Here is a 15968-nt window from a genome sequence, read left to right on the forward strand (position 1 = left end):
GTCAACGGCTCGGATCAACGTGTGACTCGAGCGGCGGGCAATGCGAGTACCGTGCATGAGCACGGTACCGTTCTTTCGCAACAACGGGAGTCTTGAATGCTAGTCATCTCCGATCCACGCGAATTTAGACTATCGGGGTCGGTGGTGTCGATCGGCATGTTCGATGGGGTCCATCACGGACACCGACATGTGCTGCAGAAGTTGCGGGAACGAGGTGCGGTCTCGTCGCTTCCTACGGTGGTGGTCACGTTCGATCCTCATCCGCTCGCCACCTTGCGTCCCGCCGCCTGTCCCGCGTTCCTGTCCACGCTCGAAGGTCGGATGTCGCTGCTCGCATCCACAGGCCACGTCGACTATTGCGTGGTGCTGCGGTTCGATCGGGCTCGCAGCGAAGAGTCCGCGGACGATTTCGTCGAGCAAACGCTGGCGGGCAGACTGGGCATGCGCTCACTCGTCGTCGGCGAGAACTTTGCGTGCGGCAGCGGGCGACGGGGCGATATCGAGTATCTGAGTGCGCTCGGCGGCCGACTCGGGTTCGAGGTCGTTCCGGTGCCGTTGCTACTCGATTCGCGCATCGCGGGTGGCGCGCATTGCTCGTCGAGCGAGACCAGACGTTTGATCCAGCGAGGCGATATCGTCGCGGCCAATGCGATGCTGGCCCGTCCGCACGAGTTGCCCGGCACCGTGCACGGCCTGCTCGCGGCGCCTTGCCATGCAATCGACTTGACCGTGCCCGGTGACATGTGTTCACCCCCCGCCGGAAACTACGCCGGCATGTTGAAAAAGCAGGGCGCGTCGCCATGGACCAGCGCGATCCTGCAGGTACGCGAGCAACAACCCGGCCGCGGTGGCCGCGCGGTTCGCGTGCTGGCCGCGAGAACCACGAAGATCGTCATCGGTGACGCAATGACCGTTAGGTTCCTCGATCGAACCAGCGTGACTGCGAGCCGCGTTGCGGTCGGCACGACAGCCGATCCAAAGTAATTGAGGTGACTACTATCATGAACGAGTTCGTTTATACGAGCCATGCTCAGCGCGTCGTATTTGGTGCCGGAGCTTTGAGCCGGCTGGAAGCGGAAGTCGAGCGGCTGCGCGCCCATCGCGCATTGATACTCGCGACTCCCGATCAGCGCGAGGACGCCGAGCGCGTTGGGGCACTTCTCGGCGCGCGCGTAGCTGGCGTGTTTGCGAAAGCGGCCATGCATGTGCCTATCGAAGTTGCCCGCGAGGCACGCGAGGTGGCGCGCCGTCTCGACGCTGACTGTGCGATCGCCATCGGTGGAGGATCAACGACAGGACTCGGAAAGGCCATTGCATTGGAGTCGGACTTCCCGATCCTCGCTATTCCGACGACTTACGCCGGCTCTGAAATGACACCGATCTACGGCATCACCGAAGCGGGTTTAAAAAAGACCGGCCGCGACAGTCGCGTGATACCGAGGACAGTGATTTACGATCCCGAGCTCACGTATTCGTTGCCGGTATCGCTGAGCGTGAGCAGCGCGATCAATGCGATTGCTCATGCGGCTGAAGGCCTTTACGCGGTGGACGCAAATCCGATCACGGATCTGGTCGCGGGCGAGGGCATCGCCGCGATCGGACGGGCACTGCCGCTACTGACTCTCGATGCCGACGATGCGAACGTACGGCGCGCACGCGCGGATGCGCTGTATGGCGCATGGCTGTGCGGATCGGTGTTGGGGGCGGTGACAATGTCGCTGCACCATAAGCTTTGCCATACGCTCGGCGGAAGCTTCGACCTGCCGCACGCGCAGACGCACGCGATCATCTTGCCGCACGCACTGGCCTACAACGCGAAGGCCGCCACACGTGCGATGGGGCGGATCGCGAGCGCGCTTTATGGCGTCAGCGCACCGCAAGCCGTGTTCGACCTCGCGGAAAAGAACGGCGCACGGCTGGCGCTGAAAGACATCGGCATGAAAGAGTCGGACCTCGACAAGGCGTGCGCGATCGCGCTGCAGAATCAGTATCCGAATCCCAGGGCGCTAGAAAAGTCGGCGATCAGGCAATTGCTACAGGACGCCTACGAAGGCGTGCGGCCGAGTATGTGACACGGCGAGTTCAGCAAGCGGTGTGACATAGGCTTTCGCATCGCTCGATTAGCCGTTATCCACGCAACTTCCTCCGGAGCCAAACATGCGCAATCTCGACGAACACACTGTCACGGACGCAGTGCTCGATCTGCTGGCCGCTACGCCGGATCCCCGTTTGAAGTTCGTCCTCACGAGCCTCATTACTCATTTGCACGATTTCGCTCGCGACGTCGAACTGACCGAAGCCGAATTGCGCGCTGGGATCGAATTTCTGACCCGGACCGGGCACAAGTGCGACGACAAACGTCAGGAATTCATCCTGTTGAGCGACGTGCTGGGATTGTCGATGCTGACCGTCGCGATGAACAACAGGAAGCCGCGAGGTTGCACGGAATCGACGGTGTTCGGCCCATTCCACGTGGACGGCGCGCCCGAGTACGCAAATGGCGCGGACATCGCCAATGGGGCATCGGGCGAACCTTGCATCGTGCGTGGCACGGTGAAGAACCTCGACGGCGTACCGGTGGCGGGTGCGCGGATCGAAGTGTGGCAGGCCGACGCCGCGGGTAATTACGACGTTCAGTACCCGGATCTCGACATCCATCAGGCGAGAGGCGTGCTCAGCTCACAGGAGGACGGCAGCTTCGAATTTCGTACCGTGCTCGCCGTCGCCTACCCGATTCCGGACGATGGCCCGGTCGGGGAACTGCTGCGCGCGACTGCGCGACACCCGTGGCGTCCTGCGCACCTTCATTTCATGATCAACGCAAAGAACTATCAGACCCTTGTCACGCATGTGTTCCGCGAAGGGGATCGCTATCTGGATTCCGATGCCGTATTCGGCGTGAGAGAAACGCTGGTGGCGGAGTGGGTCAAACAGCCGGACGGTGGCTACACACTAGACTACGATTTTGTGCTGAACTCAGTGAACTGAGCCAGGCGGTGCACATATCGTGTGTGCCGCAGCCGTAGCAAAGATCTTGCGACGCCCGCGGATTCCGATGCGAACTTCCATCCGGATTCGCGTTCGGGTTTCCATTCGATCCCGCCGTGGCGGAATGCAGTTCAGCACCGCGTCGAAAAGAGCTTGCGAAAGGTATTGCGAAGCCACTGGTTGCCGGGCTCGAGGTGACATCGATCGTGCCAGTACTGGGCGATTTCGAGCCTGGGCAGCTCGATCGGCGGCTCAACCAGTTGCAGATCGAGATCGCGGCACATTGCAACGGCGAGGCTTCGCGGCACGGTCGCGATAACATCCGAGTGTTTCGCTATCAGCGCCGCCGACGTAAAGACCGGAACCCGACACACGATGTTCCGGCTCGGTACCTCGGACTCGATGAGCCGCTCTACGGCCAGGTGTTCGTGACCGGTGCCCAGTGCGGACACGAGTGCATGCTTCTCCGCGATGAAATCCGCTTTGCTCGGATGACTGCCGATGCGCGGGTGGTCCCTGCGCGTTACGCTCACATAGGACTCAGTCCACAGCGGGACGCGCCGGATACCCATCGTCAGCGAAGGGAAGGAGCCGATCGCGAGGTCGACGAGACCCGATTCGAGCCACAGATCTAGATGTTGCGCATCGCAGGGAATCGACTGTACGCAGATGCCGGGTGCTTCCGCCGCGAGATAGTTCAGAAGTGCCGGGAAGATCTTGATTGCCCCCGCATCGACCAGAAAGAAACTGAATTTGCGTGTCGACATCTTCGGATCGAATGATGCGTACTCGGAGCGAAGAGCGCGAAAGTTCTTGAGTATCGACCTCACTGGTCCCGACAGCTCGAGCGCTTTGGGCGTCGGCTCCATGCGCAATCCCACACGCACGAACAGCGGGTCGCCAAAATACAGTCGCAGCCGCGCGAGCGTCTTGCTCAACGCGGGCTGCGAAAGGTTGAGCACGCGCGCGGCTTTGGTGAGGCTGTGTTCGGTCAGCAGGACATCGAATACTTGCAGATGGTGAAGATCGAGTTCGAGGTCGCTCTCACTCTTTTGAGGAATGGTGTGCATGCAGAAGCAGCCCTATCAATCTCTGATTGGCCACTGTAGCCGATTCAGAAATCGCTGCCACTCGGCGTTATCACCGACGTCGTGCGTGCTTTTCAAAGCGCGCCAATCGCCAAATCCTGCCGCCGTGGAGTGTACCGTGGCGAGCACGCATGGTTCTGTGATTATTCGAAATATCTGGAACGAACGGCCGATACCGCACGCACGCATCCCGGAGCTGAAGATCGCCGTTTCGGATCACTGTGAACGGGCCGGTGTCGGCAGGCTGGCGGCGACCAACCACCGAGCCGAGCGCGCAGTCATGCGATAGGCTACCCTGTCAGGTGTCGAAGTAATGAAAATGGTCAGGAAAATGGCAGATGCATGACGCGGGTATTAGCGGACTGTGTCGAGCAATCCTATTCGCCGATTATATAAGTGATCCTGATCTTCCAGGAACCGCGTCGTCACAATATTCTTATCGCGACACAACCCCTGTCCATCGTTTGCGTTCTCGGGGGCAACATGCCTGGCCTTTTCCCGAGCCGCATAGCAAATTGACGACTACCATGGAACACATCAGCCCGGACCGGTGCGAGCAATCGCCGTGCTTATTGACCCCCATACTCCGCGTTTATGCGGTCGAGTTCGCCCGATTGGCGTGCCTGCTCAAGCTCCTGCTTAACCTGGGCCCGGGTCTTTCCCATTGGAGCGCCAGCGTCACTCCTCGTGGCGGGCACACCACCCACAGAATTTGCCGAAGACACGCTGGGATTTGTGGGCTGTGTTGCGGGCGCCATATCCTGCGCCTGGACATATCCGAACGCAATAACCGCGGCGATTGCTACCACGACTTTTGGCGATTTCATATCTATGTACTCCATGAAGTTCGATAGGTTTGGTTTTCTTACTCGCGGCCCAATCAACGCGTGGTCATTGAAATTTCCGCGTGCTGGTCAGGCCTGCGTTGGCGACATAGGGCGAGCTAGCTGCCCTGAAAGATATCGCACGAAAGGCCCACTGTGCACGGCGCACCGTTTCTGGCTTTGCCGCTGCCGCTGCTTCCACCGGGCTGGGGTCCATAGCCCGGGTCAGTGGTGTGGTCCATAGCCGTGGCCGGCTGAGCAGTTGTCATGGGCTGCTGCGCAAACGACGGGTCGGTTGCGCCCGGCGGTTGCATTTGCTGCGACTGGGCGGCGCCGGTCGCACCGAGCAGGTACACCGCACTGACTACAGCTATAAGTTGCACTTTCATCTCGTCACCTCTTTTTCGTCAATGGGTTGCAAAAAGCACGATCCTCGAATAACAAGGAAATTGGCATCCCGTGTAGCGTGCGAAAGTTGCAATAGACCTTTTCTCGCTACTTGCCGATTCTTTTTTCGCTCCATCAGATGCCAAACAGCGTCGTCTCCAACGACGTTTAGCCGAGCAAATGCGAAGTTGGCTTGTGGCACCGTTTGCGCGCAAAGCCTGACCTATTCGATGACTACGTGGGCGAGGCTGGGACCGGGCGGGGCAGAGGGGGTGCGCAACAAGTGTGCTGGCGAAAGGACGTTGTCAAGTCATTGACCAATAAGAACCTTGCTGCATCTATGTTATAGAACACTAAGGTCGCGATTGACAGCGGAATCGACAATCGGCAAATCAGGGACGACAGTTGCGCCTAGTCGTTCGCACCGCTAGGCGCGCCAAAGGGTGCTTTGCGGTTTGTAAGTGGTCGAGACGGCGACGCGCCTACCAGCATCGATCCGCAATGGTCTTTGAAGACAGTCCACGCTCAATCGTGCATGAAGTCCGAAAATTCTTCGATCAGATGTGCCAAGGGTCGGGTCTCCTGTTGTGGCTGCTCCAGGCAATCGAGAAAACGCGGCCATGATCTCGCCGTTGAAACGAATCGCTGACGAGACCAGCGACAATGGCGAATCCGCTGGCGTCGACACTGAAGGCGTACCCAGCGACCAGCGGCAGCCTCTACGTCCTGTGCGACGAACGTGAATTCACTGATATCGAAGTATTGGGCGCGACAACGAGGAGTTCAGCGGCGATCTGTCGAAGTGCCGCTCGCGCAAAACCCCGTTCGGAACAATGCGCAAGAAAACGCTCACGCTCCTCTGGCCATGATCCATCCCGATAGCGACCCAACGCTTGCGGATAGCTATAGATGCCTCAAAGATGATCCACGTTCCCATTTCGCGACCCGGTACTGCAACGCTCCGGCGATGACGATTTGCCATGATGAGTTGCGGGCGGCGCCCGCGCCGGGCAGCCGCCACTCTTTTGGCACGAGGGCCGAGTCTCAGTGACGCTTGCTCAACTTCGCCAGCAATGCCTTTGCGGCTGGCCCCGACGATGCGGGATTCTGCCCGGTGAGCAGCAGCCCGTCTTCGAGCACATACGGCTGCCAGTCGGGGCCCTTCGAAAAGTTTCCGCCCTTCGCCTTGAGCTCGTCTTCAACGAGGAACGGGACCACCTTGGTGAGCCCAACCGCTTCCTCTTCGCTGTTCGTAAAGCCGGTGACCGACTTGCCGTTGACGAGCGGCTTGCCATCCGGACCCTTCACGTGTCGGAGAACCCCGGGCGCGTGGCAGACGAGATCGACGGGCTTCCCGGCTGCGATCGTGCGCTCGATAAGCCCAATGGAGTCAGGGTCTTCCGCGAGTTCCCAGAGTGGACCATGGCCGCCGGGGTAGAACACGGCGTCGAATTCGTCATGGGCGACATCCTTGAGCTTTGCCGTGTTGCCCAGATCCGCCACCGCAGCCGGGTCGGCTTCGAAGCGACGTGTCAGGTCAGTCTGAAAGTCCGGCTCGTTGCTCTTGGGGTCTAGTGGAGGCTTGCCACCCTTGGGCGACGCGAGCACGATCTGCGCGCCGGCGTCCTTGAACACGTAGTAGGGCGCGGCGAGTTCCTCGAGCCAGAACCCGGTCTTGCGTCCCGTATTGCCCAATTCGTCGTGCGAAGTCAAAACCATCAGAATCTTCACGATGCTCTCCTTGAATGCATTTTCACAACTTCCGGTTGCAGAGAATTCCGGTCGACGCGCTTGGCGCGCCGAATCAGATTACCGATCCGCCATCAGCCCAAAGCAGCAAGATGAATCATGGCGTTCACGTTCACGGGAAGGACAGGCGTTCGGGTAGAGGGCCGGTAGATGATATCGCCGCGACGGATCGCTTTGCCGCTCACCGCGCACATGCCGGCCCGGCGTGCCTTTGCGCAGACCCAGATTTGATAGCCGTAGTGGCACGAGGCGGAGCACCAGCGCAACACAACGGTTCGGGGGGAGAGGCGCTCGAGCAGCGTAACGACGGCTGCGCAGGGTGCGTCGATCGTAGTGTCGCGCCCTTTGCCGCACCTTCCGTCATTGCGGTGTGGCCCGGCGATGCGCGCACTGGGTGCGGGTTCGGTGGAGCTGAGGCTCTGTGCGCGTGATTCCGCCGCGCCCAGCCTGTCGAGTAGCAGGAGTGTCTGCTCCCATGGGTCCGGGCGTGAGGCGTGTTTGTTGCCAGCCATTGCCGCCACGTTCGCGCGGCTATTGCGCGAACGTGTTCGAAGTCCCTCGTCCGTGTTCATGCGAGGCCTCGGATGAAAATTGATAGCGCCACAATGCAACCGGTGCAATTGCGCGCGAAGCTCGCTCTCGAGCGGGCCGCGCGCGTTTACTTGATGAGTCCCTTCTGTCGTCGATAGACGGCGGTAGGCAGGCCACCCCATCCCCAGTTTTCCGTTGGCACTTCTTCGATGACGACGAAGGTCGCCTCCAGCGGTTTGTTCAGCACGTCAAGCATCAGCTGGCTCACGCCCTTGATAAGCTGGGCCTTTTCTTCCGCGGTGACGGAATCCGTGCCGGGCCGTGTGCCCTCGCGTGTAACCAGAATTGTGACGATCGGCATTTCGCTTTCCTTAATGTTGATCTTTGCAAGGCGCGCCGGCGAACGGCGCTCCTCGTCTGTCCGGCGGAGCCGGTGGAGCGCAGCGCGCTTTAGTGGCCGGCGACCTGACCGCCGTCGACGTGAAGGATTTCGCCCGTCACGAATGGCGCCGAGTCGAGATAGAGAATGGCGTTCACGATGTCGTTCATCTCGCCCATATGTCCCATCGGATGCAGCGCGCCGAGCGCGGCGTGGGTTTCGGGCGCGTGCATCGGCGACTTGATGATGCCGGGCGAAACCGCGTTGGCGCGAATGCCGCGCCTGGCATACTCGATAGCCAGCGAGCGCGTTGCGGCGGCGAGACCGCCCTTGCTCAGCGAGGCCAGCACCGACGGCACGCCGTCGATCGCGTGATCGACGAGCGTCGTCGTGATCGTGACGACGTGCCCGCGCTCGCGCTTTTCCATCTCCGCAATTGCGAGCTGCGTGATATGAAAGAACCCCGCGAGATTGGTAGCGGTCACCGTCGCGTAATCCTCAGCCGTGTATTGGGTGAACGGCTTTGCCAAAAAAATGCCGGCATTGTTGATGAGCGTATCGATGCGGCCAAAGCGCGACACGGCCGTTTCGATGACACGGCGACCCGTGGCCGGGTCGGCGATATCGCCGGCCACTGCAACTAGATTGCCATCGTCAGACTGTTTGATGTTGCGCGACGTTGCGACCACCTGGTGGCCGAGAGCGCGGAATGCCTTGGCGGTTTCCGCGCCGATACCTTGCGATGCGCCAGTGATCACGACGACTTTGGGGGATTGACTCATCTAAACCTCGAAATAGGTTGGACTATCTTTCTGATCGGGCTTGCTGTTCCGATGACGACAAATTTACGCATCTACGCCTCCGGCGTGAATACGGGACGTGGACAAACACTTGTGAGTCGCAGGAACAAATGGCAGCAAGCCGGGCGCGATGACGCGCAGTGAAAGCCATACGAACGACGCTTACTTTGCTTGGGATCAGGCTAGCTTCCATGCGACTGCATCAACAACGTTCTGGCGATTGTTCCCGCCGCACGTTCGTCGAGCGGGTTCGCGTCGACATGGCGTGGAAACTCCTGGAGGACCCTGATTCGCCGCTCAAGACGCTAGGATTTAAATGCGGCGCTTTCATCGCGCCCCGCATATGCGCATGGCGTTGTCTCGGGGGGCTGAGCATCACGCCAAAAGAACTTCACGTGCGATTCCGGGGGAGGGACGAGTGCATAACGACGATTCCCGGTCCGAGTTGGGTACCGAGAACTCAGTATGACGGCTGACGTGTCGCGTGAATGAATAAGCGGCTGTAGATATTGGGCATTGTTTCGCAGCGTTTCAGTAACGAAGGACATGAAAGACCGAATTTTTCGGCTCGTCCCGCGCCGCTTGAGATGAAGCAGGTTGACCGGCGTTGATTCCTGCTCGTATGACCGAAAAGTGGGCACCAGATTTCCGCGGTTGCGAAACTCCGGTAACGGAAACGCAAATGTGGCTGACCAGATCGCGCGCATGCGTGGGTTCTCCATGCTCGGCGAAATAAGCGGGAGCCGCGAAGGTTTGCCGCCGCATGGAGCCGAAACGCCCCCAAATGTGGACGATTCTTCGAGATGACCGATACTTATGGCGATATCCACGCCTTCCTCAAGCAGGCGTGTGAGACGATCTGGGCAAACCGCGTTCACGCTGACTGCTCAGCGGAAGTGCGGGCTTTCAGAGTCTGCAACCCTCGAGTCTGGCCACTTGGGCGCCCGGGCAGTTCGTCGTCGGCCCTTTCACGACGGCCCCTCTTCAAAGGCAGTCGCCTGAAAGAAGCGGCGCAGCTGCGTGAGGCGCAACGGGCAACTCATCGTGAATCTGATTCCCGAGCTTGCGCTCATCATCGGTGAGCAGCCGGCCGCACCGACGCTGCCGCCTCAAGACGCGCAAAATCGCTTCCAGATAGTATTTCGACGTTTTCTCGGCGTATTTGCGCGGCCAGAGCACCCACTCGCCTTGTTTATCGACGACCTGCAGTGGGTGGATACGGCGACGCTCGATCTGCTCGCGCATCTCGCCACGCATCCGGACGTGCGGCACGTTCTGCTGGTCGGCGCCTATCGGGACAATGAGGTCGACGCTTCGCACCCATTTGCCCGCACGCTCGAGTCGATTGCCCGGGCCGAAGGCAGAGTGCGGCAAATCGAGCTTGCACCGCTCACGAGGGACAGCGTGGCACACCTCGTGGCGGATGCACTTCACTGTGACCGCGCGAACGCCGCACCGCTCGCGCAACTGGCGCATGAGAAAAGCGGCGGCAATCCGTTCTTCACGATCCAGTTTCTGACCGCGCTCGCCGATGAAGGCCTGCTCACATTCGACCCGCGCGCGGCGAAATGGCGTTGGGAACTGCCGCGCATTCGCGCAAAAGGCTACACCGAGAACGTCGCCGATCTGATGGCGACCAGGTTGAGCCGGCTGCCGCCCGCCGCGCGCGACGCACTAGGCCAGTTGGCGTGCCTGGGCAATGTTGCCGAAGTCGCCGCGCTGACCTGGGTTCGAGGCGGCTCCGAAGAGAAGATGCACGCTGACCTGTGGGAAGCCGTGCGAGCGGGCCTGGTGTTTCGTGAGGCCAATGTCTATGTATTCGCGCACGATCGGGTGCAGGAGGCAGCGTAAGCTCTCATTCCCGCCGACGAGCGTGCCGCCGCGCAACTGCGCATAGGCCGTGCGCTGGTGTCGCGCACGCCGCCGGATGCACTCGAAGATGCGATTTTCGATATCGTCAATCATCTCAATCGCGGCGCGGCGCTGATCGTGGACGAAACGGAGCGTGAGCAGGCCGTTGCCTTGAACCTCATCGCGGGAAGGCGGGCCATGCGTTCGACGGCCTACGTGGGCGCGCGCGGCTATCTGGCGCAAGCCGTGGCGTTGCTGTCGCCCGATGCGTGGACGCGGCGCTACGAGAGCACGTTCGAACTCTATCTTGCGTTAGCGGAGTGCGAATATCTGGTGGGCGATTTTGCAAAAGCGGATGCCCTGGCGGACATGATGCTTGCCGCGGCGCACTCCAGTCTTGACCGCGCAAAGGTCTACAGCTTGCGCATCGAGTTGTATCAGCTCGCCGGAAGATATGACGAAAGCTTCGCGGTCGCGCTCGTCGCGCTTCGCGGCTTCGGTGTCTGCTTTCCTGAAACCGACCAGGAGATTCAGGCGGCGTTCCATACCGCCCTGCACGACGTTCGCGTCAATCAGGCCGGCCGCTCCGCCGGCGAACTGGTTGAGGCGCCGGTGGCGACGGACCCTGCGATCCACGCGATCGTCAATCTGCTCCTGCAGGCGATGAACTGCGCTTTTGCGGCGCGGCCCGCGTTTTATCCGCTCATCGCGCTAAAGGCGGTCAATCTGTCCTTGCAGCACGGCAATACCGAGAAGTCCAGTTTTGCGTTCGGCAATTACGCGCTCATCCTGGTTTCGCTGATCGGCGACATCCCAACTGCGGTTCAGGTTTCGGAGATGTCGCTGAAGCTAAACGAGAAGTTCGGTAATCGGCACCTCAATGGGAAACTGCTGCACCTGTATGGCGCTCATGTCAATTTCTGGCGCCGCCACATCGCCGAGAATCTTCCGGTGCTGGAACGGGCGACAGCCGAATGTATGGAAGCGGGCGATTTCGTTTTTGCCGGCAACGTGGCGTTCAACGCGGTTTGGCAGGCGCTCGAGAGCGGCGCCGCGCTCGAAGACGTGCAGGCGATAGCGGAAAGGTACGCGGCGCTCATGCGGCAGAGCCACAACGACGCGGTCTACGAACTGATTCGCGTCGAACGGCAATGCGTCATCAGTCTGCGGGGCCGGACCGCCAAAGCTTTCGATCTGAATGACGAGACCTTCGACGAAACCGCCTGTTTCGAGTCGATCGTCAAGTCGAATTTCGGTTGTGCCATTGGCGTCTATCGAATCATCAAAGTCATTCTCGCGTTTCTCGAAGGCCGTTACGCCAATGCGCTGAAGGCCGCGCAGCTGGCACAGGCAGTACTGAGTCCGGTGATGGCGCTAGCGATCGAGCCGACCTTTCACTTTTTTCATATGCTGACGCTGACGGCGCTTTATCCCCAGTCCTCCGCCGAGCAGCAGAGGATTTACAAACGCACGCTAGCCGAGGCACTCGATAAGTTTGAAAGCTGGGCCGCACACTGTCCGGAGAACTATCAGAACCGCCATGCGTTGCTCGGCGCGGAATTCGCGCGTCTGGAAGGGCGCGATCTCGACGCGATGCACCTGTACGAGCAGGCCATTCGCTCCGCTCGCGAGAATGGCTTTGCGCATCACGAAGGCCTCGCCAGCGAACTTGCCGGCCGCTTCTATTTGCGCATGGGTCTCGCGACCAGCGCCGAAGGCCATTTGCGCAATGCGCGCCGATGCTTCGTCGCCTGGGGCGCGCAAAGCAAGATCGTGCAGCTCGACAGCGAATTCCCGCGTCTGGCCGATCTCGAAGGCAGCACGCTGACCTCGACGCTCAGCTTCGGTTGGCGTCAGTTCGACGCCGCAACGCTGCTCAAGGCATCCCACGCGCTTTCCAGCGAGATCGAACTGAAGAGCCTGGTCGAGCGCCTGATGACGATCGCGCTGGAAACCGCAGGCGCCGACCGTGGTCTGCTGATCGTGCCCGAGCAGCCAGACGGCTACCGCGTCGAGGCGGAAGCGCGTATCGACGGCAACCGAATCGAGGTGACGCGTTTGCCGGATAGCGGCTGCGCGACACCCGCCGCGCTGCTGCGTTACGTCATGCACACCGGCAAGCGCGTCATCATCGACGATGCCGTGACATCCGGTCCTTTTCCTGAAGACGGGTATCTGGCGAGCGGAGCCACGCGGTCCGTCTTCTGCCTGCCGCTCGTCAGACAGGGAAAACTCAGTGGGTTGCTGTATCTGGAGAACACCGAGACTTCGCACGTGTTCACCGCACGCCGCTCCGCACTGCTCGATTTGCTCGCGTCGCAGGCTGCCATTTCTCTGGAGAACACTCGCCTGTATGCCGATCTTCAGGAACGCGAAGCAAAGGTGCGGCGTCTGGTGGATTCCAATATCATCGGCATCCACATCTGGGACTTCGAAGGCAATGTCGTCGACGCAAACGATGCGTTTTTGCGCATCGTGGGTTATTCCGCCGAAGATCTCCGATCCGGGCGGATTCGCTGGCCCGACCTCACTCCGCCGGAATGGCACGAACGCGATAAACATGTGAAGGCCGAATTGACGGCCACGGGTAGCGCCAAACCATTCGAGAAGGAATATTTTCGCAAGGACGGCAGCCGGGTGCCCGTTATGGTTGGCGCAGCGGCATTCGGCGACCGCGAGGGGCAGGGCGTCGCGTTCATCCTGGACCTGACCGGGCAGAAGCGTGCGCAACAGGATGTGCGCGACAGCGAACGACGCTACCGCGAACTTCAGACGGTGTTGGCGCATTCGAACCGCGTGGCGACGATGGGTCAGCTATCGGCGTCGATCGCGCATGAAGTGAAGCAGCCGATCACCGCGATCGCGGCGTATGCGAGCGCGGCCTTGCGCTGGCTCGCGGCCCGCCCGCCGAATTTCGACGAAGCGCGTCTCGCGCTGACCCGGATCGTCGCGAACAGCGATCGCGCCAATGGCATTGTCGACAGAACCCGCGCTTACTTCAAGAAAGAGCCGCTGCGAACCGATGGGCTCGATGTCAACGACATGATTCAGGAACTGATCGCGCTCGTGCGCGGCGAAGCCGGCAAGTCCAGGGTTGAACTCACGGTGGAGCTTACCGAAGGGTTGCCGCGCGTTCAGGGCGACCGGGTGCAACTGCAGCAGGTCATGCTCAATCTGATGATCAACGCCTTCGAAGCGATGAGCGAAATGAAAACCGGCGAGCGCACGCTACTTGTCCGCACGGACAGGACCGGCGAAAACGAACTTTGCATTACCGTGCAGGATTCCGGGCCGGGTCTCGGCGCCGGCAATCCGGAGGACGTATTCGAGGCTTTTTTCACGACCAAGTCCGACGGTCTGGGCATGGGATTGCCCATTTGCCGCTCGATCGTGCAAAGCCACGGCGGGCGCTTATGGGTGACGCCGAACGACCCCGTTGGCGCCCGCTTTCATTTCACGCTTCCCGCACAAGACAACGCCTCGCCGCCAGTCCGTGTTTAGCGCCGCATCGCCACGCCATTCGACTCTTCGGATAGCGAAGACTTCCGCCTGGTCGCCCTGGCCGGAAACGAGCCCGGAATGTCCCGAAACCGTCGCAGCTAGTACCTCGGCCGGCAGCCGTAAAACGTAGACTGGTCTCGTCGGTGGTCAATGACTGTCGATCCCGGCGGGGAGTCATGCAGATGCCCGGCCACTTGACTTGATGCGCGCTGCAATGCGGACTCTTTTCGATCCATGCGCAGCGCTGGACCTGTAAAGGATGGACGTATGAGCGAAGCAAACCAGGGCGCGGTGCGCCAACTGAAACATTTCATCGACGGTCAATACACCGCTGGCGAGAGCGGCCGATTCAACGACGTGTACGATCCCGCCCTCGGCCGCGTTTCAGCGCGCGTGCCGGTTGCCAATACCACTGAAGTTGCCGCCGCCGTCGCGGCCGCAAAGACCGCCTTTGGGGCCTGGAGCGAAACCCCGCCGCTCAAGCGCGCACGCTTGATGTTCAGGTTCAAGGAGCTGCTAGAGGCACACCTGGACGAAATCGCCGAACTCATTACACGCGACCACGGGAAGCTGCTCTCGGACGCCAGGGGCGAGGTGATGCGCGGCATCGAAATCGTTGAATTCGCGTGCGGCATTCCGAACCTGCTCAAGACCGATTTCACCGATCAAAGCAGCAGCGGCATCGACAGCTGGAATTTGCGTCAGCCCCTAGGCGTGATTGCCGGCGTCACACCGTTCAATTTTCCGGTGGTGGTGCCGTGCTGGATGTTCGTCATGGCCGCCGCGACCGGCAATACATTCATCCTCAAGCCTTCGGAGCGCACGCCGTCGTCGTCGATCCGGCTGGCGGAACTCTTCATCGAGGCGGGTTTTCCCAAAGGTGTTTTCAACGTGGTGAATGGCGACAAGGGCACCGTCGACGCGCTGATTCAGCATCCCGACGTAGCAGCGATGTCCGTCGTCGCCTCCACGCCGGTGGCCGAATATATCTACGCGGAGGGCGCCAAACGCGGCAAGCGCGTGCAGGCGCTGGGCAGCGCGAAGAATCATCTCGTCGTGATGCCCGACGCCAATCTCGATCAAGCCGTCGATGCGCTGATCAACTCGGCATACGGCTCAGCGGGCGAGCGGTGCATGGCGACTTCGGTCGCGGTGGTGGTAGGGCGCATCGGCGACGAACTGGTCGAGCGTCTCGCCACGCGCGTGCGCGCGCTGCGCATCGGTTCGGGCATGGAGCCCGATCTGGACATGGGGCCGCTTATCAGCGCCGCACATCGCACCAAGGTGCGGGGCTATATCGATGCGGGCGTCGAGGCTGGCGCGAAGCTCGTCGTGGACGGGCGTGGCCATACCGTGGCGGGGCACGAAGAGGGCTTCTTCCTCGGCGGCACGCTCTTCGACAACGTGCAGCCGAATATGAAAATCTACCGGGAAGAAATCTTCGGGCCGGTGCTTTCGGTGGTGCGCGTCCCGGATCTCGCCAGTGCAATCGAACTTGTCAACGCGCACGAACTGGGCAATTGCGTCACCCTGTTCACAGCGGATGGCGCAGCGGCGCGCACGTTCACCAGGAAGATTCAGATCGGCATGGTGGGCATCAACGTGCCGAGTCCAGTGCCGTCGGCCTGGCATTCGTTCGGAGGCTGGAAGCGCTCGCTGTTCGGCGATCATCACGCCTACGGCGAGGAAGCCGTACGCTTCTACACGCGCTACAAGAGCGTGACGCAGCGCTGGCCCGACAGCATCGACAAGGGCGCTGAATTCGCCATGCCCGCGTCGAAGTGAGCGAAGCGCGGCGTGAATACGCCGCACGCTCGAAGTGGCCGGCCGGGCATGGCCGGCTACCACTCGCTTTTGTACGGGTGCACCC

Annotated in this window: 12 protein-coding genes; 6 read left to right on the top strand and 6 right to left on the bottom strand. The window is 60.9% G+C overall.

What is annotated here, in order from left to right; translation table 11 throughout:
- The first annotated feature begins 96 nt into the window (after positions 1-96).
- The 3 genes from AB3X86_RS31245 to AB3X86_RS31255 all read left to right on the top strand — a co-directional run bounded on the left by AB3X86_RS31245 (position 97) and on the right by AB3X86_RS31255 (position 2988).
- Positions 97-984 carry an FMN adenylyltransferase gene (locus tag AB3X86_RS31245; protein ID WP_368598927.1) on the top strand — a complete coding sequence of 296 codons (888 nt, stop codon included), beginning with the start codon at positions 97-99 and terminating at the stop codon, positions 982-984.
- Positions 985-1001: 17 nt separating this feature from the next.
- Positions 1002-2072, top strand: coding sequence for a maleylacetate reductase (locus AB3X86_RS31250; RefSeq protein ID WP_368598928.1), 1071 nt, complete (start codon positions 1002-1004; stop codon positions 2070-2072).
- A gap of 85 nt (positions 2073-2157) precedes the next feature.
- Positions 2158-2988, top strand: a complete 831-nt coding sequence (locus AB3X86_RS31255; RefSeq protein WP_368598929.1) for an intradiol ring-cleavage dioxygenase — start codon at positions 2158-2160, stop codon at positions 2986-2988.
- 131 nt (positions 2989-3119) lie between these two features.
- On the opposite strand, the gene AB3X86_RS31260 is transcribed toward AB3X86_RS31255, so the two are convergent.
- From AB3X86_RS31260 to AB3X86_RS31285, 6 genes are all read right to left on the bottom strand, one after another.
- Positions 3120-4058, bottom strand: a complete 939-nt coding sequence (locus AB3X86_RS31260) for a LysR family transcriptional regulator (RefSeq protein ID WP_368598930.1) — start codon at positions 4056-4058, stop codon at positions 3120-3122.
- Between the two features lie 587 nt (positions 4059-4645).
- Positions 4646-4918, bottom strand: a complete 273-nt coding sequence (locus tag AB3X86_RS31265) for a DUF4148 domain-containing protein (RefSeq protein ID WP_368598931.1) — start codon at positions 4916-4918, stop codon at positions 4646-4648.
- Between the two features lie 1413 nt (positions 4919-6331).
- Positions 6332-7018: a type 1 glutamine amidotransferase domain-containing protein gene (locus AB3X86_RS31270; protein WP_368598932.1), complete on the bottom strand. Its 687-nt coding sequence runs from the start codon at positions 7016-7018 to the stop codon at positions 6332-6334.
- A gap of 92 nt (positions 7019-7110) precedes the next feature.
- Positions 7111-7608 (bottom strand): DUF3331 domain-containing protein, encoded by a 498-nt coding sequence (locus AB3X86_RS31275; protein WP_368598933.1) that lies wholly within the window; start codon positions 7606-7608, stop codon positions 7111-7113.
- An 86-nt stretch (positions 7609-7694) separates the two neighbouring features.
- Positions 7695-7928 carry a 4-oxalocrotonate tautomerase family protein gene (locus AB3X86_RS31280; protein WP_368598934.1) on the bottom strand — a complete coding sequence of 78 codons (234 nt, stop codon included), beginning with the start codon at positions 7926-7928 and terminating at the stop codon, positions 7695-7697.
- Between the two features lie 89 nt (positions 7929-8017).
- Positions 8018-8728 carry an SDR family NAD(P)-dependent oxidoreductase gene (locus AB3X86_RS31285; RefSeq protein ID WP_368598935.1) on the bottom strand — a complete coding sequence of 237 codons (711 nt, stop codon included), beginning with the start codon at positions 8726-8728 and terminating at the stop codon, positions 8018-8020.
- Between the two features lie 1062 nt (positions 8729-9790).
- Here AB3X86_RS31285 and AB3X86_RS31290 point away from each other — a divergent pair.
- From AB3X86_RS31290 to AB3X86_RS31300, 3 genes are all read left to right on the top strand, one after another.
- A complete protein-coding gene (locus tag AB3X86_RS31290) occupies positions 9791-10597 on the top strand; it encodes an AAA family ATPase (RefSeq protein WP_368598936.1) in 807 nt (268 codons plus the stop codon).
- A 57-nt stretch (positions 10598-10654) separates the two neighbouring features.
- Positions 10655-14098 (top strand): ATP-binding protein, encoded by a 3444-nt coding sequence (locus tag AB3X86_RS31295; protein ID WP_368598937.1) that lies wholly within the window; start codon positions 10655-10657, stop codon positions 14096-14098.
- Between the two features lie 267 nt (positions 14099-14365).
- Complete coding sequence (locus AB3X86_RS31300) at positions 14366-15883, top strand: CoA-acylating methylmalonate-semialdehyde dehydrogenase (RefSeq protein ID WP_368598938.1); 1518 nt, start codon at positions 14366-14368, stop codon at positions 15881-15883.
- The last annotated feature ends 85 nt before the right edge of the window (positions 15884-15968 follow it).

The sequence above is a fragment of the Paraburkholderia sp. BR14374 genome (assembly GCF_040948685.1).
Classification (GTDB): Bacteria; Pseudomonadota; Gammaproteobacteria; order Burkholderiales; family Burkholderiaceae; genus Paraburkholderia; species Paraburkholderia youngii.

Excerpts from the sequence above, each read along its gene's own strand:
- AB3X86_RS31275 (WP_368598933.1), bottom strand. The coding sequence starts at position 7,608 with ATGAACACGGACGAGGGACTTCGAACACGTTCGCGCAATAGCCGCGCG.
- AB3X86_RS31280 (WP_368598934.1), bottom strand. The coding sequence starts at position 7,928 with ATGCCGATCGTCACAATTCTGGTTACACGCGAGGGCACACGGCCCGGC.
- AB3X86_RS31260 (WP_368598930.1), bottom strand. The coding sequence starts at position 4,058 with ATGCACACCATTCCTCAAAAGAGTGAGAGCGACCTCGAACTCGATCTT.
- AB3X86_RS31245 (WP_368598927.1), top strand. The coding sequence starts at position 97 with ATGCTAGTCATCTCCGATCCACGCGAATTTAGACTATCGGGGTCGGTG.
- AB3X86_RS31265 (WP_368598931.1), bottom strand. The coding sequence starts at position 4,918 with ATGGAGTACATAGATATGAAATCGCCAAAAGTCGTGGTAGCAATCGCC.
- AB3X86_RS31255 (WP_368598929.1), top strand. The coding sequence starts at position 2,158 with ATGCGCAATCTCGACGAACACACTGTCACGGACGCAGTGCTCGATCTG.
- AB3X86_RS31250 (WP_368598928.1), top strand. The coding sequence starts at position 1,002 with ATGAACGAGTTCGTTTATACGAGCCATGCTCAGCGCGTCGTATTTGGT.
- AB3X86_RS31285 (WP_368598935.1), bottom strand. The coding sequence starts at position 8,728 with ATGAGTCAATCCCCCAAAGTCGTCGTGATCACTGGCGCATCGCAAGGT.
- AB3X86_RS31300 (WP_368598938.1), top strand. The coding sequence starts at position 14,366 with ATGAGCGAAGCAAACCAGGGCGCGGTGCGCCAACTGAAACATTTCATC.